This is a genomic window from Acetobacterium paludosum (genome assembly GCF_008086595.1).
Lineage (GTDB): Bacteria > Bacillota > Clostridia > Eubacteriales > Eubacteriaceae > Acetobacterium > Acetobacterium paludosum.
Genome location: NZ_RXYA01000006.1, coordinates 161,226 through 182,354, shown reverse-complemented (window position 1 = coordinate 182,354; position 21,129 = coordinate 161,226). Strand labels below are relative to the sequence as shown.

Below are 21,129 nucleotides of genomic sequence, written 5' to 3'. Positions count from 1 at the left end.
AGTATAAAGTATACTACTATATTATAAACCATTTAGGAGGAATTTTTTATGACGGAAAAACAAATGAGTAAATCAAGGACGGCATTAATTCTTGCCGGTATTATGGCAAGTCTGCTGCTATCCGCACTGGATTCGACGGTCGTTAGTACCGCAATGAAAAATATTGTCGACAATCTAGGTGGCATGCAGCTCTATTCATGGCCATTCACCACCTACATGCTGTGTTCCACTATCGCCATACTGATTTGCGGGGGGCTTGCAGATATCTACGGGCACAAATTGATGTTTATGATCGGTATTGTAACTTTTCTCGCTGGTTCCATGCTGTGCGGATTATCCCAGAGTATGATACAGCTGATTGCCTTCAGAGGATTACAGGGAATTGGCGGAGGGATCATTGTTTCAAGCGTATTCACGGTGGTTGCTGATATGTTCGAACCGGCAGATCGCGGTAAGTATACTGGTATTGTAACATCCATGTATGGTCTGGCCAGCATTATCGGACCTTTGGCCGGCGGTTTTATCACCGACGCTCTCGGCTGGCGATGGATTTTTTTCATCAACCTTCCTCTGGGTATCCTGGCAATCGTTATCGTCGCAATCGCAATGCCTTCCTTCAAAAACGTTGAACTAAAAAAGCCGGTGGATTACAAAGGGATCGCCGCACTTGTTTTAACCCTAGTGCCCATGCTGCTGGCTTTTAGTATGGCCGGGAACAATTTCGCATGGATTTCTGTTCCTTGTATTGGCATGTTTCTTTTTTCAGCCATCATGATGGCACTGTTTGTTTTTCTTGAAAAACGATCATCCAACCCCATGATCCCACTTGCTTTTTTCAAAGATCGTGCAATCTGCGTATCATTTCTGATTGCATTCTTTTCCCAGGCTTTGATGTTTTCAACCGTTATCTATCTACCATACTTTGTTCAGGGTGTGATTGGTTCGTCAGCGACAACATCCGGCGCCGTCATCACACCGATGATGCTCGGGTTGCTCCTGTCAAGCAATATCACCGGTCAGTTGGTTTCAAGAATCGGCAAAGCCAGAATATTATCGGCATCAGCTTTTGTTATTATGGGTGTGGGGGCATTGCTCCTTTCCACCATGAGAGTCGGGACTTCCTACTCCAGTGCCATCCTTTTTATGGTGATTTTAGGGTTTGGTGTCGGTATGAGTATGCCCATTACCAATGTTAACGCGCAAAACGCCGCTCCTAGAGACCAGATTGGTTCAGTCACATCAACCGTGATGTTTTTTCGCAACATCGGCAGCACCATCAGTTCAGCTGTCTATGGTGTGATCATGACCAATTCGCTAAGTAATGGATTCTCTGGGTTAAATATGCAGTATTTACCGCAGGAAATACAAGGAATGCTTAAAAATACCCAAATCATTACGAATGTCCAAACGGTGGCAACCATCCGATCCCAGGTGCCGGAGTTATACTTGAGTTATTTTGATGATTTGTATTTGCAGGCGAAAGCCGTACTTGCCAACTCAATTCATGATGTCTTTCTGTTTTGCGTCGTCATCGCTGCTATCGGATTTTTTTGCTCTCTGTTTCTCCGTGAGGCTCCGATGATAAGAAGTAAAAAAATAGTTAAAAGTGAACCTGTAAAAGTTGTTGAAATGATGGATGATTTAGCAAATAGGTAGCGCTTACCGTGGTTCCCAGAACAAGCATTTTTTCTCAATAGCATCAGTACATGAGTTCATATTATTTATAACGTATTTTCGCCACTTTTAAATCACCCCATATTTAAGCATATCAAAAAAAGTTTAAAGTGACTGTTTACGTCACTTTAAACTTTTTTACTTTTTCAGGCCGGAGCGGGTACTGCGCCCCCCGGTACTGATATTTTTATTTTTTCAGCTGTTACTTATTTAACTCATCGATGATGGCCGGAATCACTTTGTAAAGATCGCCGACAATGCCATAATCGGCCACTTCGAAAATAGGGGCATTTTCATTTTTGTTAATCGCAATGATCAAGTCAGATTCCTGCATCCCAGCAATATGTTGGATGGCGCCGGAAATCCCACAGGCAAAATAAATCTGCGGTTTAACAGTGGTTCCAGTCTGACCGACCTGAATATTATGATCTGCCCATCCGGCATCGACACAGGCTCGTGATGCGGCTACAGTACCGCCCAATTTATCGGCCAGCTGTTGCAGCAGTTCCATCCCTTCAGGCTTGCCCAGACCCATCCCGCCGGCGACAATGAAATCAGCGTCAGAAATGGAAATGATATCAGCGGTTGTTTTAACAATCTCCAGCACTTTAGTGCGGATATCGCCTTCGGCAAAGACAGCGTTCAGTTTAATGACTTCGCCTTTTTTAGTTGGATCATAGACGGCTTTGTCCATCACGCCAGGTCGGACGGTCGACATCTGCGGACGGCTACCCGGGCAGACAATGGTGGCCATCAGGTTTCCGCCAAAGGCTGGTCGGGTCTGTCTGATTTTCTTATCGTCAGGATCAATTTCCAGTTTGGTACAGTCAGCAGTCAAACCGGTGTTGACTTTAACTGCCAGACAAGGAGCCAGATCCCGGCCGATATGGGTGGCACCATATAAAACAATTTCCGGTTTATACACTCCGATGGCTTCGTTGATCACTTTGGAATAACCATCAGTCGTGTATTTTTCCAGTTCTGGAGCATCGGCCAAATAAACCTTGTCAGCGCCATAGGCAATCAGTTCGTCGGTTAATCCGGCAACATTGCTGCCACACAGAATCGCACACAGTTCGGTGCCGATTTCATTGGCCAGTTTTTTACCTTCGCCCAGCAGTTCGAAAACAACCGGCATGATTTTTCCTTCGCGTTGTTCAGCAAAAACCCAGACGCCTTTATACATACTCAGGTCCCGGATGATCTTTTCGGTGCCTTCCTGGAGAATGGCATCGGTGGGACAAACGTCAATACAGGTTCCGCAATTGGTACACGCATCGCCGATAACCGCTATTTTATTTTCAATCGTGATTGCATCAAAAGGACAGCTTTTCTGACATTTTGAACATCCGATACATTTTTCATCTATTACTTTTATCGCCATTTTTATTTGTCCTTTCTATATTATGTGCTTTTCTTTAAGCTTCGAAACCAGGGTGCCGGCAATTTCGTTCACGGTGTTCCCGGTGATCATTTCACCGACGCCCTTAGCTGGCGGTGAGAACGATCGGAATACCTGAGTTGGGGAGGCATTCAGACCACAGGCTTCTGGTGACAGCCCAATATCTTCATGATTCCAGGTAGTGATTGTTTGTTCGTATGCATCCATAATTCCTCCGATACTCATATATCGGGGTTCATTCAGTTCTTTCACGCAGGTCAAAAGACAGGGCATCTGAACTTCGATGACTTCGTAACCGTCTTCCATTTGACGATGAACAATGGCCTTTTTGTCTTCGATTTTGATATCCTCGACGTAGGTGACCACTGGCATTTTCAACCGTTGGGCAATCTGTGAGCCAACCTGAGCGGTATCGCCATCGATGGCTTGTCTGCCGGCCAGAATCAGGTCAATTTTTTTGACATTTTTGATCCCGGCTGCCAGGGTTGCTGATGTTGCCCAGGTGTCGGCGCCTCCGAAAGCGCGATCACTTAATAAATAGGCTTCATCGGCACCCATTGCCAGGCATTCTCTGAGCATTTCAGAAGCCTGAGGTGGTCCCATCGTTATGACAATGACTTCAGTTCCCGGGTTTTCATCCTTAATTACCAGCGCCGCTTCTAAAGCATTAGCATCATCGGGATTTAAAATACTTGGTACGCCTTCACGGATCATTGTTCCTGTTTTCGGATCGATTTTTACCTCATTCGTATCCGGTACTTGTTTTGCACAAACTAGAATTCTCATCTATATTTAGTTCCTTTCTTAGTCTCTATTTCTTTAACAGCATGCCGGAAATAACCATCTGCTGAACCTGAGAGGTTCCTTCGTAGATAGTAAATACGCGACAGTCACGATACATCCGTTCAACTTTATAGTCTTTAATAAATCCATATCCGCCGTGAATCTGAACGGCTTTGCCACAGATTTCGTTACAGATCTCGGCGGCGTAGAACTTAGCCATCGATGCTTCTTTTGAGGCATTCTGCTTATTGTCCATTAAGCTGGCGGCATTGTAAACCAATAGTTTGGCTGCTTCCAGTTTAGTGGCCATATCGGCAATCATAAAGGCGATGGCCTGGAAATCGGCAATTCGTCTGCCGAATTGTTTTCTTTCTTTGGCATATTTAATGGCTTCGTCTAAAGCGCCCTGAGCCACACCGATGGATTGTGATGCCACGCCAAGTCGACCTACGTCCAGCGTTTTCATGGCATTACTAAAGCCTTTGTTGACTTCTCCCAAACGATTTTCCTTGGGTACTTTCACATCTTCCATGATAATATCTGATGTAGCACAACCAATCAGACCCATCTTGTGCTCGTTTTTCCCCAACGAAACCCCTTCGGATTTTAAGTCGACAATAAATGCTGAAATGCCGCGGGTGCCTTTTGACATATCTGTTTTGGCATAGATAACGGCATCATCGCATAAGGGTGCCATGGTAATAAAGGTTTTACGTCCGTTTAAAAGGTAATAATCGCCCATATCCACAGCGGAGGTTGACATCCCCCCGGCATCTGAACCAGCTCCCGGTTCAGTTAAGGCAAAGGCCAGTTTTTTCTTGCCGGTGATAATGGGTTTCAGGTATTTTTCGATTTGTTCATCGGTTCCGGAAAGCAGTAATGGACCACCGGCCAGTGAGTTAGGTGCTGACAAATAAACGCTGGCAACCCCGCTAACCCGGGCAAATTCTTCCATACAAATGACATAGGACATGTGATCCCCGCCGGCTCCGCCTAATGACTTGGGAATCTTAATTCCAAAGAAACCAAATTTCGCCATTTTATCAAGAATCTCCTGGGGAAATTCACCTGATTCTTCCACTTGATCCAATATTTCGGTTGTTAATTCTTTTAGCGCAAAATCTCTTGCCAACTTTCGAATCATTTTGTTTTGTTCACTGAAATACATTTTTTCCTCCTTAGCTTAGCTAATTTTTGTTAAATAATAGTGTATCGTGAGCTTAGCGATCAGTTTCGCACGAAACAATTTCTCCACTGCACGTCGTACAGGCTACACGTTACGAAATCGTTTGTGGAAACCGAACGCTAAGCAATTGAAGCTTATTTTTAAATTCTATTTTTTATTTTTATCGATAATCATCTTGATCTGATTTTTCAGTTCAATCAGAACTATTTTTCCACTGGCATTTAAGGGAAACTTCTTTAAGAAGATAAAATATTTGGGGATCTTATAGGCCGCCAGGTGCTGACTTAAAAATTCCCGCATTTCCGTCTCACTTATTTTTTTTCGGCCATCGGTGACAATACAGGCGGCAATTTCTTCCTGGAGTACTTCGGCTTCGATCCCGATGACTTTGACATCGGCAACGTAGGGAAAATTTTTGATGTGGTTTTCAATCTCATAGGGGGAGATATTTTCGCCGCCGCGGACGATCATTTCTTTTAATCTTCCGGTGATACAGAGATTTCCATCCGCATCCAGGTATCCCAGGTCGCCGGTATGAAGCCAGCCCTCAGCGTCGATGGCCTGTTGCGTTTCTGCTGCCAGTTTATAATAGCCCAGCATGGTGTTGTACCCTTTAATGCAGATTTCATTTTGATTATCGGCCAGTATTTTTAGCTCAACATGAGGAATCACTTTGCCCACCGATCTGCTTTTATCAAGAATCGTGTCTTCATAATCCGAAAAGGTGATACTCGGCGAAGCCTCGGTCTGACCGTAGGACATCTGCAGTTTTCTCATTCCCAATTTCTCACAAATGGTCAGATAGTCATTGGCATTCACATAAGACCCGGCAATAATGCCGCTGTTTAGTGAATCGAGCTTGTAGGTTACGAATCGGGGATGTTTAATCATTGCCATGAACATGGTTGGGACCCCATTTAAAATTGTGCATTGGTTCTGCTCCACACATTTTAAAACCCGAATGGTTTTATAACTCTCCAGTAAGTGGATCTCGATGCCGGCATAAATACCGGCCATAAAACCCGACGAAAGCCCAAAGCAGTGAAATAATGGAATTCCCAGACAACTTTTGTCGGTTTCGTTCCAATGCAGTTGGGTTGCCGTTTCGATGGCAATGTTAATGGTGGCAAAATGACTAAGCATGACGCCTTTGGCAGCGGATGTTGTTCCGGACGTGAATAAGATCCCCAGCACATCTTCTGGCATGACCTTTTTCTTGGCGTTGCCGAGCCGTTCCAGATCAGCGTTGTCATCCATCTTCATTTGATATTGCTCGGGAATGTCCTTTTTATTCTTTCCCATGGCAATTGTTCGCTTCAGCAAAGCGAGTCTTTTGCGGTCAAGCTGTTCAATCAATGCTGAGAATTTAAGGGTATTTGTATCTTCGCCATAACATAAGGCTGCCACATCGGCATAGACTAAAAGATCTTCCAGTTCTGACTGATGACACCGGGTATTGATCAAAACCATAACCGCCCCGATTTTCGCCAGTGCCAGAGTATAAAGCATAAACAGCGGACTGTTCAGACTCCAGATTCCGACATGGGTCCCTTTTTCCACCCCGGATTTAAGCAGTGACAGGGCAATGCCATCCGAAAGCTGATCCAGCTCCATCCAGGTGTAAGCATCATCCTCAAAGACAATGGCAATTTTTTCTGGTGTTTTTTTAACTCTTTCCTTTAAAAAAGAATTGATTGTATGCCTTATTAGTTCCACATCCATCACTCCCTAAATCCAGGCCCCGATTACTTGCCCATTATTGTGTCAAGTCCATCCCATTTTTCAGAAAATAGACCCGGATCCATTTCTTTCAAGTCTGCAGAAATCGCTGGTTTGAAATCCATCTGATTGAGGATATCTTTTTCCAGGTCAATCCCAGGTGCCACTTCAATGATGGTCATTTTTCCGTCAATCAGTTTAAACACACAACGTTCTGTCACATAAAGGATTTCCTGTCCGTTTTCGGCTGCGTATTTTCCACTGAAAGTGATTTGTTCAACTGCTTTCAGGAATTTTTTTCCTTTACCTTCTTTTTTAATAACCAGTTTCCCATCGCTTACTTCCACTTCACATTTTGCGTTGAAAGATCCTGCAAAGACAACCTTGTGGGTGCTTTGAGTGATATTGATAAAACCACCAGGGCCCGTTAATCGGTCGCCCACGCCAGGGATTGTAAATTTGCTGACATTGATATTTCCCGCTTCATCGGCTTGAGCCAAACCAAGAATTGCAATATTGATGCCACCGCCGTCATATAAATCAAACATGGATCCATGATCAATATTGGCTTCGGCATTGTATGAACTCCCAAAATTCGGAAGACTTGCCGGGATTCCACCAAAACCACCGATTTCTGTTGTCATCGTAATTTCTTCGATATAACCGCCTTCTGAGACAATACTGGCAACATCGGAAGGAATACCAACCCCAAGGTTAACCAAATCCCCTTTCGCCAGTTCCATCGCAGCGCGTCTGGCCATGACTTTTCTTTCAGTCAGTGGCAGGATTGGAATAGCACTCAGTGGTTTTCTCAGATTACCGGCAAAAGCAGGTTCATAGTAAACACCTTCGGTCTGCCAGCAGGCATTCTTATCCGTTGCAACAACGACATAGTCAACCAGTGCTCCCGGTATTTTTACATCTTTCGGTTTTAAGGTGTTTTTCACTGCCTGATATTCCACTTGAACGATGACAATCCCGCCGCTGTTCTTAGCCGCCTGGGCAACTGCCAGACCTTCATTGATAGGGCCTTCATTTTCAAAGGTAATGTTGCCGTTTTCATCTGCGGTGGTTCCACGTAACATCGCAACGTCCAACTTGAAGGATTTATAGAACAGGTATTCTTCACCCTTGAACTCGACGAGTTCAACCAGATCCTCAGTGGTGACCTTATTCATTTTTCCGCCTTCTAAACGCGGATCCACGAAAGTACCCAATCCCACTTTTGTGATCAAACCAGGTCTTTTAGCGGCAATTTCCCGCCAAAGATTAACGATTACACCTTGTGGTAAACAATGGCAAGCCATTTTATTGGCCCGTACCAGATCATTCATTGCAAAAGCCGAACCAATATGTGCAGCCGACCATTTTGTAACCAGTCCTTCAAGTCCCAGTCTGGTCATCCCTCTTTCTCGCCAGTCACCCATTGCACTTCCCTGTTTCATTGTGAGTTTACAGGGATGGCCGGTTTCTTTAAAGTTATCAGCAATCGCAACTGCTACTTCTTCTGGCCAGCCTGAAAGTCCCATTCCAGCCACACCTACTGTTGCTCCGTCTGGAATTAACTTAGCTGCTTCTGCCGCCGAAATAAATTTAGCCATAAAATTGTCCTCCTTGATAAAATATTACCTAGTTCATTGAAAGTTTTTAGTAAATTGCTTGCGTTTTCATGTTATTAATTTATCACAATTTATTAAACATGTCAATAGTTACATGTTATATTAAACATTTTAAGAAATACATATTTTTATTGATTGTGTCATCGATTTCAAGTATAATATTTTTTTAGCAGTAAAGATTCACGCGTGATCACCGTAAAGATTATTCTTAAACTATAAAGTAATTTACCCTAAAGGAGTCATAAAACTCTATCTATCCTGATTTACTTATGCTAAAATATCTAATTGTGCAATCTGCTAACAAAATGATTTTGAAAGGGGAATATCTATGAGAACATTAAAATACGCATTGCTCGGCTTAATTGATCGAGGACCCATAACAGGATATGATATTTCCAAAGAATTTGAAAAGCGAATCATGGCAAATTTCTGGCATGCTAAGCACAGCCAGGTTTACCCGGAATTAAAACGCTTATTTGATGAAAATCTCATCACCGTTGAACTCATTATTCAAGGTGAGAAAATGGAGAAAAAATTATATACCATTACAACTGAGGGACATGCTGAATTTGTTGAGTGGCTATTACGTGACGAACCTTTAGGCGTAACCCCTAAAGATGTATTTAGATTGCGGACTTTCTTCAGCGATTTTATATCAGCATCTGATTATGAGCAACATTTACACAGTCAACTGGGTAAACATAATTTTAAAAAAGGCTATCTGGAAAGCTCCATGACAAAATCTTATGATAGCATCCCCCAATACGGGTCAAAAGAATTTGGGGATTATGCCGTCTTATTGGGTGCTATTATGCGGGAAGATTCTTATATAGCCTGGTTAAAAGTATGCCTTGATGCCGTTAGTCATCAGAATTAACAAACTGATCAAATAAAAAAAACTGACTTGCAAAAAAACTTGCAAAGCAGTTTTTTTTATTAGCAGAGCGCCATTTTTTCTATGTTTTTACAAAATTCTGCTTCATTGTTGATTCCAAATAACTATGCTATAATCAACAGGTATAATCAACCAATGGATAAGGAAAGTGAACATCATGCGTACTTTAAAATATGCAATTTTAGGATTGCTCAACAAAAAACCGATGACTGGTTATGACATCGGAAAAGAATTTAACAATAAAGATTTAGCTGAATTTTGGACTGCTAAACACAGTCAAATCTATCCGGAATTAAAAAAGCTCCTTGACGAAGAACTGATTGTTTACCAAATCGAAATCAGTGGCGAAATATTAGAAAAAAAACGATACTCGATTACAGAAAAGGGAAAAGAAGCCTTTCTAAACTGGTTAAAAAAAGACGAACCAATGGAACCAACCCCCAAAGATATCTTTCGCTTGAGGATGTATTTTTCAAATAATCTGGATGGTGCCACCCGATTATACCTTCTTGATCGTCAATTGATTCAACATCGGGACAGACTTGCCCACCTGAACAAAAATAAAGAACGTTATGATGATATTCCGCCTCTTGAAAGCGAAGAATTTGGTGATTATCTTGTTTTATCTGGTGCAATTTCACGTGAAGAAGCAACCATCCAATGGTTGGAAAATTTTATAGCTTACTGTAAAAATCAAGATCGCAATTTATCCTCTCTATAGTCCAATTAAGATAACTGCGATTGATCTTTCCTGCCATCTCCTCTTTTAATTTATCTGCCTTGTCAATGATTTTATATATCCTGGAGAGCCTGGCAATATGAACACCTGGCGCCATAAATTATTATTCATCGCTGTTTCACAAAAAACAATAACGGTTAAAAGCAAAAAATCCCTCAAGCCTTTGATTACAATGGCTTGAGGGATTTTATTGCTGCCTATCGAATGCTTTAGTAATTCCTATCTGCGTAGCCGACCCAGCCGCCTTCTTTAACCAGCGTTTGATCAAACGCTCCGACTTCGAAGTTAATGGTTTCAGATTTGCCATCCGCATTGATGATTATCTTATTGCCATCCACATCGATTTCCATGGATACCTCTTTCCCGGCATATTTTTCAAAAAGAGACGCGATGGTTTCTTTGGGCAGCTCAATGGCAAACATGCCGCAGTTGTACATATTCTGTCTGAAAATCCGGGCGAAACTTTCGGCAATGACGACATTGATGCCATTGACTTCCAGTGCCCAGGGGGCATGTTCTCTTGATGAACCGCAACCAAAGTTTTCCCGGGTAACAATGACTGCTTTATCCTGGATATCTTCCTTATTGAAACCGGTCAGAACCAGATCCTCGAGCAAATTAGGTTTTAATGCCGCTTTGGTAATTTCCGTCAGATATTTTGCCGGAATGATTTCATCAGTATTGATATCGCTTCTGTCTAAAAATAATACTTTTCCACTAAATGTTTTCATTTTTACGCCGCCTCCTATGCTTGATATAAATCGGAATTTGTGATGGTTCCGGCAATGGCCGTCGCCGCAGCCGTTGCCGGACTCATCAGATGAACCATGCCGCCTTTACCCATGCGGCCGTTGAAATTACGGTTGGTGGTAGATGCGCACACTTCCCCTTTTGCAAGGACACCGTTGCTCATGCCCAGACAGGCACCGCAGGTCGGATTGGTCACACAGAAACCGGCATCCTGAAAAATTTCAATCAAACCTTCCTTCAAGGCCATGGAATAAATAGCCGGTGTTGCCGGACTCACAATGGCGCGAACCGCGTCACTGATGGTCTTGCCCTTTAAGATACTGGCAGCGATTCGCAAATCTTCAATCCGTCCGTTGGTGCAGCTGCCGATATAAATCTGGTCAACCTTTGTCCCTGCCATTTCGCTAACGGTCTTAACCTGATCGGGTTTGTAACCAACCGTCACCATCGGTTCCAATTTTGAAACATCGTATTCACAAATCCGTTCATAGTCGGCATCGTCATCGGATACCCATTTCGAATACTCTTTCAGGGCATCCTCTTTGGTGGCAAACTCATCCTTGATGAATTTCCACAGGTAGTCTACTGTTGTCATATCCGGGTAGCAGATGCCAGAGGTTCCGCCAGCTTCAATGGCCATGTTGCAAAGGGTCATTCGGGATTCCATGGACATGGCATCCACCACTGGTCCGGTAAACTCAATGACCATATTGGTGGCGCCGTTGACCGTCAACTCCTTAATGATAAACAAAATTAGATCTTTGGCGTACACCCCGGGTTTTAATTCACCGGTTAGAACAATCTTGATGGTTTTAGGAAAATGGAAAGCACAGACGCCTTTGAGAATCCCCACTTCCAGGTCCGTCGTTCCAATCCCGGCCGCAAAGGCACCGAAGGCACCATGGGTACAGGTATGGGAGTCTCCCATGATGATGGTGAATCCCGGTCTGACAAATCCTTTTTCTGGAAAGATGGCATGACAGACACCGTTTTTACCAATATCAAAAAAGTCTTTGATGTCGTGTCGTCTTGCCCAGTCCCTGAGGATTTTTCCCTGCTCAGCGGTTTTTGAGTCCTTAGCCGGTGTCACATGATCGATCACGGCCTTGATTTTGGTGGGGTCGAAAACCCGGTCCAGTCCCCGTGCCATCAGATCTGTGATGGCGATTGGGGTGGTGATTTCATGACAGAATACCCGGTCCAGTTTTAACACATGTGTATCAGGAAATGGCTCGTCTACGCGATGCGCATCAAATATTTTTTCAGCAATTGTTTTTCCCATTTTTTTCTCCTCTTCTTAATTATCTAAATTGACAATTTCTTCATTTTTTCTGGCTTTAAATTGTATTGTCATTCATTTTCAATATGAATCATCCATACTATTATGACATAAAACGAGTATATATATCAATTAATGTCCTAAATTATTTATTGTATTTAAAAAGAACAACCATTGCGGTTGTCCTTTGCGCTTAATGAGGATCTGCCTTCGGTCTGCACATCATCCCCGTAGGCATTTAGAGCTGCGAGCTTTTCCTGATTGGGAAACATCTTGAACGAGCAGTCAAATCTGAAAGCTAGAGAACACATGGCTTTTGCCAATACCCTTTCTGGCGGTGAAATTTTGATCGAAAACAAGAACAGTTAAAACTTGTTTTTTAATCACTAAAAGAAGGTAGGTACTAATCTAATTAGCTCCTACCCGCTCTAAAAGTTTCCTTTCAATAAAATTTCATGATTCTTTCTGTTAATGGATAATATAAGCTATATTTCCAGACTCTGCCCAGGCCGCAGCAAATTGATCAAGCCGATACTTCACTCTGACTCCGGCATTACTCGAAGCCGCCGGATCATTGATTATGATATAGTCCGTTCCATTTTCGTTTGTAAAACCACATACAACAATCAAATGACCGTATGTTGATGTGATTGGGGCACCGTCTATAACAGGCAAATCGCCATCAGCATAATCGCTATTTTTATAGGCCACGGCAACTGCAACCGGATGTCCTGCAGCAATTTCTCTCTTTAAACCGTCTATCGTTGAATAATCAACATAAGCTTGATAGCCAAAACTTGAAGCATAGGCGGTATTGAATGGCCAGTTGCCAAAGTCTTCATAACTATAATCATACGCCCCCCAGGCGACTTCTTCAGGTTGTACTTGTGTTCCATAATAATTCAATATCATGGCAACACTAGTTGGACTGCAGATGGAATCAGCGATTGAAGGATCCCTGACCATCTGAGACAATTGCGGTACATCAAGGACCTTGAGATTTGATAAATCCGGATTATCTGTAAACACCTTATTAATCCCCTGCCCAGGGATTGTATTTCTTAGTGCTCCTGATATTAAATGAACGATCGGTGTTACGCCAGATGTATTCGAATTTAATATAACACGATATTGAATTTCACTGGCCGTTTCTCCACCACTTACAACTAAGGTATCAACATCAACTTTAGCCACCGAATCATCTGTGATACCAGTACCAGACGCCCTTCGTATTGTTGTTCCCCAAGTTCCCCAAGTCAGCCAATTCGACCAATTTTCTGTTAATTGTCCATTTGAATCCCATGAATTTTTAGATACCCTTGCTTCAACCTGAATTGCGGTTCCCTCGGGGGTATCACTACTCCAGGAAAGAACTAATTTAGTAAATGGATTGGTCTTAAATGGATTTGACGTATAAACACCACTTTGGGTACCGGATTTAAGTACGATTCCTCCATCTCCACTATTATTGGAAATTTCAACATCTTCTAGGGAAAAAGCATTTTCATTAAAATCATTTGAAGATGAGTTAATTAATAAATTTCCATCAATTAACTTTTTTTCATGGAAAGGAATGGCAGTTGTTTCCGTTGGAGCACCTTGACCTTTTGGTACAATTTGAATTCTAATGGCTTCCAGACGATAACTGTACCCAGCCGTTCCGGCACTTTCACCGTCTTTTGCCCAGCCCAGCCAACCCATATTCTGGGCGTGAACTTGATAATAGATATCGAATTTGTCAGCATCGGATCCGGTTAATTTAATCTGGATGGCTTCCAGACGTAAAGCTTGACCATATGTGCCACTCATATCGCCGTTGCTTTTCCAGCCTCTTTCGGTATCAGCTTCCCAGCCAATATTCTGGATATGCGTCTGATAAGATACCCCAAGATCATAGCCCTGGTTATCCAGATTGATCTTAATACCTTCTAAGCGCAGACTTCTACCGGACGTTCCACTCGTTTCTCCATTGCTTTTTAACCCAATACCCGCATCGACTTCCCAACCGATGTTTTCAATGTGTGTCTGATAGGATACGCTGGGACTTGTTGCCGCCGAAACACTGTTCGGAACTAATCCAACGATCATTAATAAAGCAAACAGTAATCCCGATCCTCGTTTTAAGTAACTTTTCATTTTTTCTTCTCTCCAAGTTTAGTTTTCCCTTAAGGTTATTATAGCTCTATCTATATTTTGGCTCAAGTAATTATAATGCTTGCAATTTTCATGCGTGAAACCAGAAACAAAAAAAGCCTTGGAACCATTTGATATCAACGGTTTCAAGGCTTTTAAAAAGCTACATGTCAAACTTTTTATGAATATGCACCATGGCTTCTTTCCCGCGTTCTTTATCAATCAAGCACGAGATCTTAATCTCAGAGGTGCTGATGGTTTGAATATTGATGCCCAATTCAAACAGCGCCTCAAAGAATTTAGAGGCAATTTCAGCATTGGCAACAATTCCCGTACCGATGACGGAAAGTTTTGCCACCCCCTGATCATACTCTACCTTTTGAGCATTAACTTCAAACGCAAACTTTTGGGCCACTGATACCGCTTCCTGAAGCTCATCGACATCAATGGTAAATGAGATATCATTAACGGCTGTTCGGTTAACATTTTGGACAATCATATCCACATGAATATTGGATTTTGCCAATGCACTAAATAATCGAAATGCAATCCCCGGTTGATCCGGCACTTCAAAAATTGATATTTTTGCAATATTTTCATCCAGGGATATCCCTCGAACTAATACTTTTTCCATTTTAACTTCCTCCTTAATAATCGTTCCTTCGTTGTAATTATAACTTGATCGCACCACCAGCGGCACCTTGAACTTTTCAGCCATTTCTACTGATCGGGGATGTAAGACTTTGGCCCCGGTACTTGCCATTTCTAAAACCTCTTGATAAGAAATTTCATCTATTTTTGATGCTTCTTCAACGACTCGGGGATCCGCTGTGTAAACCCCGTCAACATCTGTATATATTTCGCATAACTCTGCTTTTAACGATGCTGCTAAAGCCACTGCCGATGTATCCGAGCCGCCTCGACCAAGCGTCGTGATGTCTCTGTTTTCATCAACCCCTTGAAACCCTGCGACAATAACAATTTTTCCCGCTGCCAACTCTTTTTCAATCCGATAGGTCTGAATATCATTGATCCGGGCCTTTTTATGAACGCTTGAGGTAATAATACCACACTGTGCCCCGGTTAAACTCACCACATCATGTCCTTTAGCTTGTATCGCGATCGCTAATAATGAAATTGATACCTGTTCCCCGGTTGCAAGAAGCATATCCATTTCCCGACTGGGTGGATTTGCATTGAGTTTCATTGCCAAATCAATGAGCTCATCCGTTGTATCACCCATGGCTGAAACAACAACCACAACCTTTTTCCCTTTTTCCTTGGTCTCAATAATTCGACCGGCAACTCTTTTTATTCTCTCTACATTGGCGACGCTCGAGCCGCCATATTTTTGTACAATTAAATCTTGCATTTACCTCAGTCACTCTTTTCCTATTCGTAGATACGAGCATAAAAAATTTCCGGAACTGTTTCCTTCAATTTTTCTGCCATCATATTAAAATCATTCGCCGCGATGACACTTGTCACCACATACGCCCGATTATCATTCACAATAACCGTTTTACGCTCAGCAATGGTTTCCACTGCTCCCAATACCTGATTCAGCATTTCTTTATCATTAAGATTAGCTCTTAAATAGTATTTTCCTTTAAAGATAGCGGTTCCTACTTTGTTTAGCTTTCGATTAAGCCGTAAGGGTTTTGGTAAATTCTGATCTCCCACGATGTTAAGAATATAAAGCGCATCTCCGACCACCGCATTGGCCGTTGCATCCTTTCCTGCTCCCTTACCGTAAAACTGCAATTCTCCAATGATATCTCCGGTAATGGATATAATGTTAAATTCACTGTTGACATTACTCATAATGGAAGCTTCTTTAAACAACACCGGTTCTACCGTTGAATAAACATTGTTTTTCTCTTCAAGAATGGAATGTCCCAGGTATTTGACCACATAACCCATGCTGGTGAGCATCTCAATATCCACGGCTCGGATATCCGTAATACCGCGCTTGTAAATATCTTCATCTTTGATAATTCCCTCATAAGCCATCGATGAAAGAATAGAAAGCTTTCGGGATACATCATAACCTTCAACATCCGCCGTCGGATCCGCCTCGGCAAAACCGATGGATTGAGCCATGGCTAAGGTTTCTCCAAAATCTGCGCCTTCTTCAGTCATTTTAGATAAAATGAAATTCGTTGTGCCATTAAGGATTCCCTTAATCTCGGTAACACGGTTGATTTTCATTTCTTCTTTTAAGCTGCCGATGATGGGAATCCCGCCGCCAACAGATGCCTCATAGCGAAGAACCACGCCATTTTCTTCCGCCAGAGTCAATAACTCTTGAAAATACTCTGAAATAACCGCCTTGTTTGCGGTTACGACATGCTTACCGGCCTTAAGACAATCCTTGATCATTTTATATTCAAAGTCCATCCCACCCATTAAAGCAATGACAAGACCGATGCTATCATCTTCTAATATCTCCCTGGGATCGGTAACAATCCTGCCCACGTCATCCCCCAGATCTTTAGTCGTATCACGCTCCAAAACTTTGGTAATCACAGGGCTTGATTTTCTTGCCTCCAAGTCTGTAAAATTGCTCGCAAACTTTCCTTTATTTAAATTGATCAGTTCGTAGACCCCCGAACCGATGGTTCCAAAGCCTAAAAGTGCAATATTCAAAAAATTTCACCTCATTTATGTATTTATTTTAAAAACACTTGTTTTTTCCTGAAAAACATTTTATCATATACTTAAGGGATATTCAATACCCTGATGGGAAGATTTTTTCCCATTATACCATAAATATTTGGAGGAAATTCATGAAAAACGGTTACAACAGCACACGATCCAAAGACATCAACGTTACTGCATCCCAGGGAATCCTGCAGGGATTAGCCCCAGATGGGGGCCTATTTGTTCCCAATTTTATTCATAACATCCAACTGGATAAAAAAAATTTGATTGGAAAAAGCTATGGGGAAATGGCCCAGGTCATATTCGCCGCTTTCCTGGATGATTTTAGTGAAAAGCAAATTGCTGATTCAATTCAAGGCGCCTATTATTCCGGAAAATTTGAAGATGAAGAGCCCGTCGCCTTAAAAAAAATAAAAGACCGGTATTTTCTGGAACTCTTCCATGGTCCGACCTGTGCCTTTAAAGATATGGCTTTGACTATTTTACCATATTTTATGGTGGAAGCCATGAAAAATGTGAACAGCAGCAACAAAATTTTAATCCTTACCGCCACTTCGGGAGATACCGGCAAAGCCGCATTAGAAGGCTTTGCCAATGTTCCGAATATTAGCATCATCGTCTTTTATCCTAAAGACGGGGTCAGCACGATCCAGGAAAAACAAATGCTTACTCAGCTTGGTGATAATACCTGTGTGGTTGGTGTCGATGGGAATTTTGACGACACCCAAAACGGCGTCAAAAAAATTCTTAATGATTCCCAATTAGCCAAAAAACTTGAAAAAGCCAATGTTCTTTTCTCATCCGCCAATTCCATTAACATTGGTCGGCTGCTTCCCCAAGTCGTCTATTATTTTTACAGCTATTACGAGCTCTTAAAACGCGGCGAAATTACTGCCGGAGAAAAAATTAATTTTGTGGTACCCACCGGAAATTTCGGAAATATTCTTGCTGGTTATTATGCCTCGCTGTTAGGTTTACCAGTCAATAAACTGATTTGCGCATCCAATGCCAATAAAGTCCTCACCGACTTTTTCAAGACTGGTACCTACGATCGGAATCGGGAGTTTTATAAAACCTCTTCCCCCTCCATGGATATTTTAATTTCCAGCAATCTGGAACGGTTGCTCTATGATGTTTCCGGTTCTGATCCGGAAAAAGTCAGCGAACTCATGGAAGAACTTAAAAGCCAGGGTAGTTATCAGGCCTCAAAAGCACTGATGGAAAAAGCGGATCTTTTCTATGCCGGAACTGCCGATGAAGCTCAAACGGCCCAATCCATAAAAAGCATCTTTGACGACACCCACTATCTGATGGATCCGCACACCGCCGTTGCCAACAAAGTTTATGAGGATTATCTCCGTGAAACCGGTGATCCAACCAAGACGGTGATCGTATCCACAGCCAGCCCTTATAAATTTGGCCGCTCGGTTTATGAAAGTATTTTTGGTGCTTCCGAACTTGATGATTATGCCCTCCTGGATCTTTTGGCCCAACAAACCGACACCGCCATCCCCCAGCCGCTGAAAGACCTCGACCAAAAGGAAAATCAACACCATGCCCAGTGTAAAAAATCTGAAATGTCCCGAGCTATCATAAGCTTTTTAAACGAAAGGGTGGAAAACCATGATTAAAGTTCAAGTTCCCGGGACAAGTGCCAATGTTGGTCCCGGTTTTGATGCTTTTGGCCTGGCCCTTACGATTTACAACACCTTTAGTTTTGAAGAAAAAACGGATGGCAAGCTCACCATCCGCGGAGTTGAAAAGAAATATCAGGGAACCACCAATCTCGTTTATCGTTCAATGCTGAAAGTCTTTAAAAAAGCCGATCATCATCCTAACGGGCTCTATATTCACAGTGACGTCGGCGTTCCCATAAGCCGTGGCCTCGGCAGCTCGGCCACCTGTATCGTCGGCGGACTTTTCGGGGCCAACGCGCTCATTGGCTCGCCGCTCACGACTGAAGAACTTTTTGATATCGCAGTTGAAATGGAGGGACATCCGGATAATGTTGCCCCGGCTATTTTCGGCGGATTAGTGGTTTCTCTGAACGATCAGGGAAAAAACTTCTATATCAAAAGCGAAGTCCATCCCTGTTTTGAATTTTATGCTTTAGTTCCTGATTTTCCTTTATCCACCTCAGACGCCCGCCAAATTTTACCAAAAAAAATAAATTTCAGCGATGCCACTCACAATCTTTCCCGGGCAACGATGACCTATCTTGCCCTGGCAAATGGGAACGAGGATATCTTGAAGGCTTCCATGAAGGATCGTCTTCATCAACCCTACCGCAAAAAGCTCATCGCTCATTATGATGTGATTACCAGAAAAGCTCGGGATATGGGGTGTCTCAACACCTGTATCAGTGGTGCCGGGCCGACCATTCTGGCTGTTAATTCAGTGAACAACCACCGCTTTCAGCCTGAAATGGCCGCGTATTTAATGGCAAAAATGCCAGGCTGGCAGCTCATTGCATTGTTTCCCGATAATGCCGGCGTTCAAATTTTGAGAGGTTAAGCCAGTGATTAAAGATTATCTTATCGTCAATAAAAAAATATTGCCGGACTATTATTCCAAAGTAGTGGAAGCCCGCATTTTAATGGAATCCTCGCAATGCAAATCAGTCAGTGATGCCGTCAAAAAAGTGGGCATCAGCCGCAGCACCTATTACAAGTATAAGGACTATATTTTCACGCCTTCCGAAAATTACGGGAGAAAGTTCACACTCTCTTTCAAACTGGCAGATCATCAGGGAATTCTATCCAATATTTTAAATCTCCTCAGAGATCATGAAACCAGTATTATTACAATTCATCAGGATATTCCCATCAATCAAGCAGCGATTGTCATCGTAACCCTGGACGGCCAAAACTTGACCATCACGATTGATGATCTCATTGTTATGCTGGAAGCACTTGATGGTGTCTACAGCGTCCACTTGATCGCGATGGAGTAACTACAACACCCCCCATTCTGATTAATATGGAATGGGGGGTAACAGTTCTTTCTAATAAAGTTCAATTGTATTTGACAGACTGTCATCGCTTGAAAACCAATAATAAGAACCAAGCGTCTTATCCATCAGATCTTCCGCCACACCGATGGTACTAGAATCCATGATTGCATAATGAAAATACTTTTCCCCTTGATTGATGGCCGTTTCGATGTCTTTTACAAATCGATTCTGCTCTTCAGTCTGATTAAGATCATAGCGTTTATTTTCCCGGACAAAATAATTTGCCGCCGTTGCTGTTAATTCCGGATATTGTACCAGGGTCTGATCAATTTGGTGTGATTTTTCTAATTCTGCCGTTGTTACACAAAAGAAATCATAAAAAATACTTTTTTCAGGTTCAACATTATCTTCAACACTAAATTCACCCCAGGTAGCATCCAGATAATAGTATTCGCCATCCACCCGAACGATATTCCAGGCATGAGCACCTTGACCGATGGCTTCACCGGCAACATATGAGCACTCAATTCCCGTATCTTTTAAAAGATACTGAATCGCTTTTGAATATCCGGCACAAACGGACGCTTTTTTTCCAAAGACGCTGTAAATATTTTGATCATCCTGAGGGTCTTCCCGATAAACAGTGTTCCTAATCACATATTCATAGGTATATTTAACCTTTTCATACTCATCCATATCTGCTGTCATTCCAGTCCGGTAATCCGCGACAGCCGCATCAATTTCTGCCTGTCTTTGATTTTTCACATCTTCATTATAGGGATAGGTTACCATTACTTTACTGACACTGTGATCTGTTTCATCAAAGTAATAGGACATTTCGCCGATCCAAAATATTTCCGGATGATCATAGTCGATGGCACTGAGGACTCGTTCCACTTCATCCGTCGTTACGCCATTGACTTTAACCTCGGTATCATAATTTGAAAGCATATCAACCACTTTCGCATAAGCCTGTTTTTCATTTGTATTTAAAAAAGAATAAGCGTCATATTTCTGTGCTTGAATTTCTGATCGATCCTGATCGCCATTACCTTCAACGGTGTTAAGCAAAGACGCAATATCAATCATGCCGGTTAAATCACCGATGGCCAGAAATATTCCACCTGAAAGCAGTAAAATAATCAGCATCGAGATAATAATAATTGCTGCTGCATTTCCACTTTTATGATTGCCCATGGTAAATCTCCTCGCTATTTTAGAATAACTTTTTGATGATTGACATCATAAATTTTCTAAATAAATCCTCAATAATTTTATCACAGTTTCCTATAGACAAGTCTAATTTTTATTATTATACTTGAAAACAATAAGA

Annotated in this window: 17 protein-coding genes; 6 read left to right on the top strand and 11 right to left on the bottom strand. The window is 42.3% G+C overall.

Features of this window, described 5'->3' with window-relative positions; translation table 11 throughout:
• The first annotated feature begins 48 nt into the window (after window positions 1–48).
• Window positions 49–1,656: an MDR family MFS transporter gene (locus tag FZC41_RS08240; protein ID WP_148566926.1), complete on the top strand. Its 1,608-nt coding sequence runs from the start codon at window positions 49–51 to the stop codon at window positions 1,654–1,656.
• A gap of 220 nt (window positions 1,657–1,876) precedes the next feature.
• On the opposite strand, the gene carE is transcribed toward FZC41_RS08240, so the two are convergent.
• From carE to FZC41_RS08215, 5 genes are all read right to left on the bottom strand, one after another.
• A complete protein-coding gene (gene carE / locus FZC41_RS08235; protein WP_148566925.1) occupies window positions 1,877–3,058 on the bottom strand; it encodes a caffeyl-CoA reductase-Etf complex subunit CarE in 1,182 nt (393 codons plus the stop codon).
• A gap of 15 nt (window positions 3,059–3,073) precedes the next feature.
• Window positions 3,074–3,862, bottom strand: coding sequence for a caffeyl-CoA reductase-Etf complex subunit CarD (gene carD, locus FZC41_RS08230; RefSeq protein WP_148566924.1), 789 nt, complete (start codon window positions 3,860–3,862; stop codon window positions 3,074–3,076).
• 25 nt (window positions 3,863–3,887) lie between these two features.
• Window positions 3,888–5,027 carry a caffeyl-CoA reductase-Etf complex subunit CarC gene (gene carC / locus FZC41_RS08225; protein WP_148566923.1) on the bottom strand — a complete coding sequence of 380 codons (1,140 nt, stop codon included), beginning with the start codon at window positions 5,025–5,027 and terminating at the stop codon, window positions 3,888–3,890.
• A gap of 165 nt (window positions 5,028–5,192) precedes the next feature.
• Window positions 5,193–6,761, bottom strand: coding sequence for an AMP-binding protein (locus tag FZC41_RS08220; RefSeq protein ID WP_170253914.1), 1,569 nt, complete (start codon window positions 6,759–6,761; stop codon window positions 5,193–5,195).
• Window positions 6,762–6,790: 29 nt separating this feature from the next.
• A complete protein-coding gene (locus tag FZC41_RS08215) occupies window positions 6,791–8,365 on the bottom strand; it encodes an acyl CoA:acetate/3-ketoacid CoA transferase (protein ID WP_148566921.1) in 1,575 nt (524 codons plus the stop codon).
• A gap of 346 nt (window positions 8,366–8,711) precedes the next feature.
• Between FZC41_RS08215 and FZC41_RS08210 the strand changes: the two genes are divergently transcribed.
• Window positions 8,712–9,260 carry a PadR family transcriptional regulator gene (locus FZC41_RS08210; RefSeq protein WP_148566920.1) on the top strand — a complete coding sequence of 183 codons (549 nt, stop codon included), beginning with the start codon at window positions 8,712–8,714 and terminating at the stop codon, window positions 9,258–9,260.
• Between the two features lie 175 nt (window positions 9,261–9,435).
• Window positions 9,436–9,999 (top strand): PadR family transcriptional regulator, encoded by a 564-nt coding sequence (locus tag FZC41_RS08205; protein ID WP_148566919.1) that lies wholly within the window; start codon window positions 9,436–9,438, stop codon window positions 9,997–9,999.
• A 227-nt stretch (window positions 10,000–10,226) separates the two neighbouring features.
• Here the strand turns inward: FZC41_RS08205 and leuD are convergent, their stop codons facing one another.
• The 5 genes from leuD to FZC41_RS08180 all read right to left on the bottom strand — a co-directional run bounded on the left by leuD (window position 10,227) and on the right by FZC41_RS08180 (window position 16,828).
• Window positions 10,227–10,748 (bottom strand): 3-isopropylmalate dehydratase small subunit, encoded by a 522-nt coding sequence (leuD, locus tag FZC41_RS08200; RefSeq protein ID WP_148566918.1) that lies wholly within the window; start codon window positions 10,746–10,748, stop codon window positions 10,227–10,229.
• Between the two features lie 14 nt (window positions 10,749–10,762).
• Window positions 10,763–12,049 carry a 3-isopropylmalate dehydratase large subunit gene (locus FZC41_RS08195; RefSeq protein WP_148566917.1) on the bottom strand — a complete coding sequence of 429 codons (1,287 nt, stop codon included), beginning with the start codon at window positions 12,047–12,049 and terminating at the stop codon, window positions 10,763–10,765.
• A gap of 465 nt (window positions 12,050–12,514) precedes the next feature.
• Window positions 12,515–14,182, bottom strand: coding sequence for a C39 family peptidase (locus FZC41_RS17275; protein ID WP_170253913.1), 1,668 nt, complete (start codon window positions 14,180–14,182; stop codon window positions 12,515–12,517).
• 160 nt (window positions 14,183–14,342) lie between these two features.
• Complete coding sequence (locus tag FZC41_RS08185) at window positions 14,343–15,551, bottom strand: aspartate kinase (protein ID WP_148566916.1); 1,209 nt, start codon at window positions 15,549–15,551, stop codon at window positions 14,343–14,345.
• Between the two features lie 20 nt (window positions 15,552–15,571).
• Window positions 15,572–16,828, bottom strand: coding sequence for a homoserine dehydrogenase (locus tag FZC41_RS08180; RefSeq protein ID WP_148566915.1), 1,257 nt, complete (start codon window positions 16,826–16,828; stop codon window positions 15,572–15,574).
• Between the two features lie 140 nt (window positions 16,829–16,968).
• Here FZC41_RS08180 and thrC point away from each other — a divergent pair, with 140 nt between their 5' ends.
• The 3 genes from thrC to FZC41_RS08165 are packed head-to-tail and all read left to right on the top strand — an operon-like array spanning window position 16,969 to window position 19,796.
• Entirely contained in the window at window positions 16,969–18,474 is a 1,506-nt protein-coding gene (gene thrC, locus FZC41_RS08175) for a threonine synthase (RefSeq protein WP_148566914.1), read from the top strand.
• Complete coding sequence (gene thrB / locus FZC41_RS08170; protein WP_148566913.1) at window positions 18,467–19,357, top strand: homoserine kinase; 891 nt, start codon at window positions 18,467–18,469, stop codon at window positions 19,355–19,357. Before thrC ends, thrB begins: the two co-directional genes overlap by 8 nt.
• Before the next feature lie 4 nt (window positions 19,358–19,361).
• Window positions 19,362–19,796, top strand: a complete 435-nt coding sequence (locus tag FZC41_RS08165) for an ACT domain-containing protein (RefSeq protein WP_148566912.1) — start codon at window positions 19,362–19,364, stop codon at window positions 19,794–19,796.
• A 51-nt stretch (window positions 19,797–19,847) separates the two neighbouring features.
• On the opposite strand, the gene FZC41_RS08160 is transcribed toward FZC41_RS08165, so the two are convergent.
• Window positions 19,848–20,993, bottom strand: coding sequence for a transglutaminase domain-containing protein (locus FZC41_RS08160; protein ID WP_148566911.1), 1,146 nt, complete (start codon window positions 20,991–20,993; stop codon window positions 19,848–19,850).
• Window positions 20,994–21,129 lie beyond the last annotated feature (136 nt).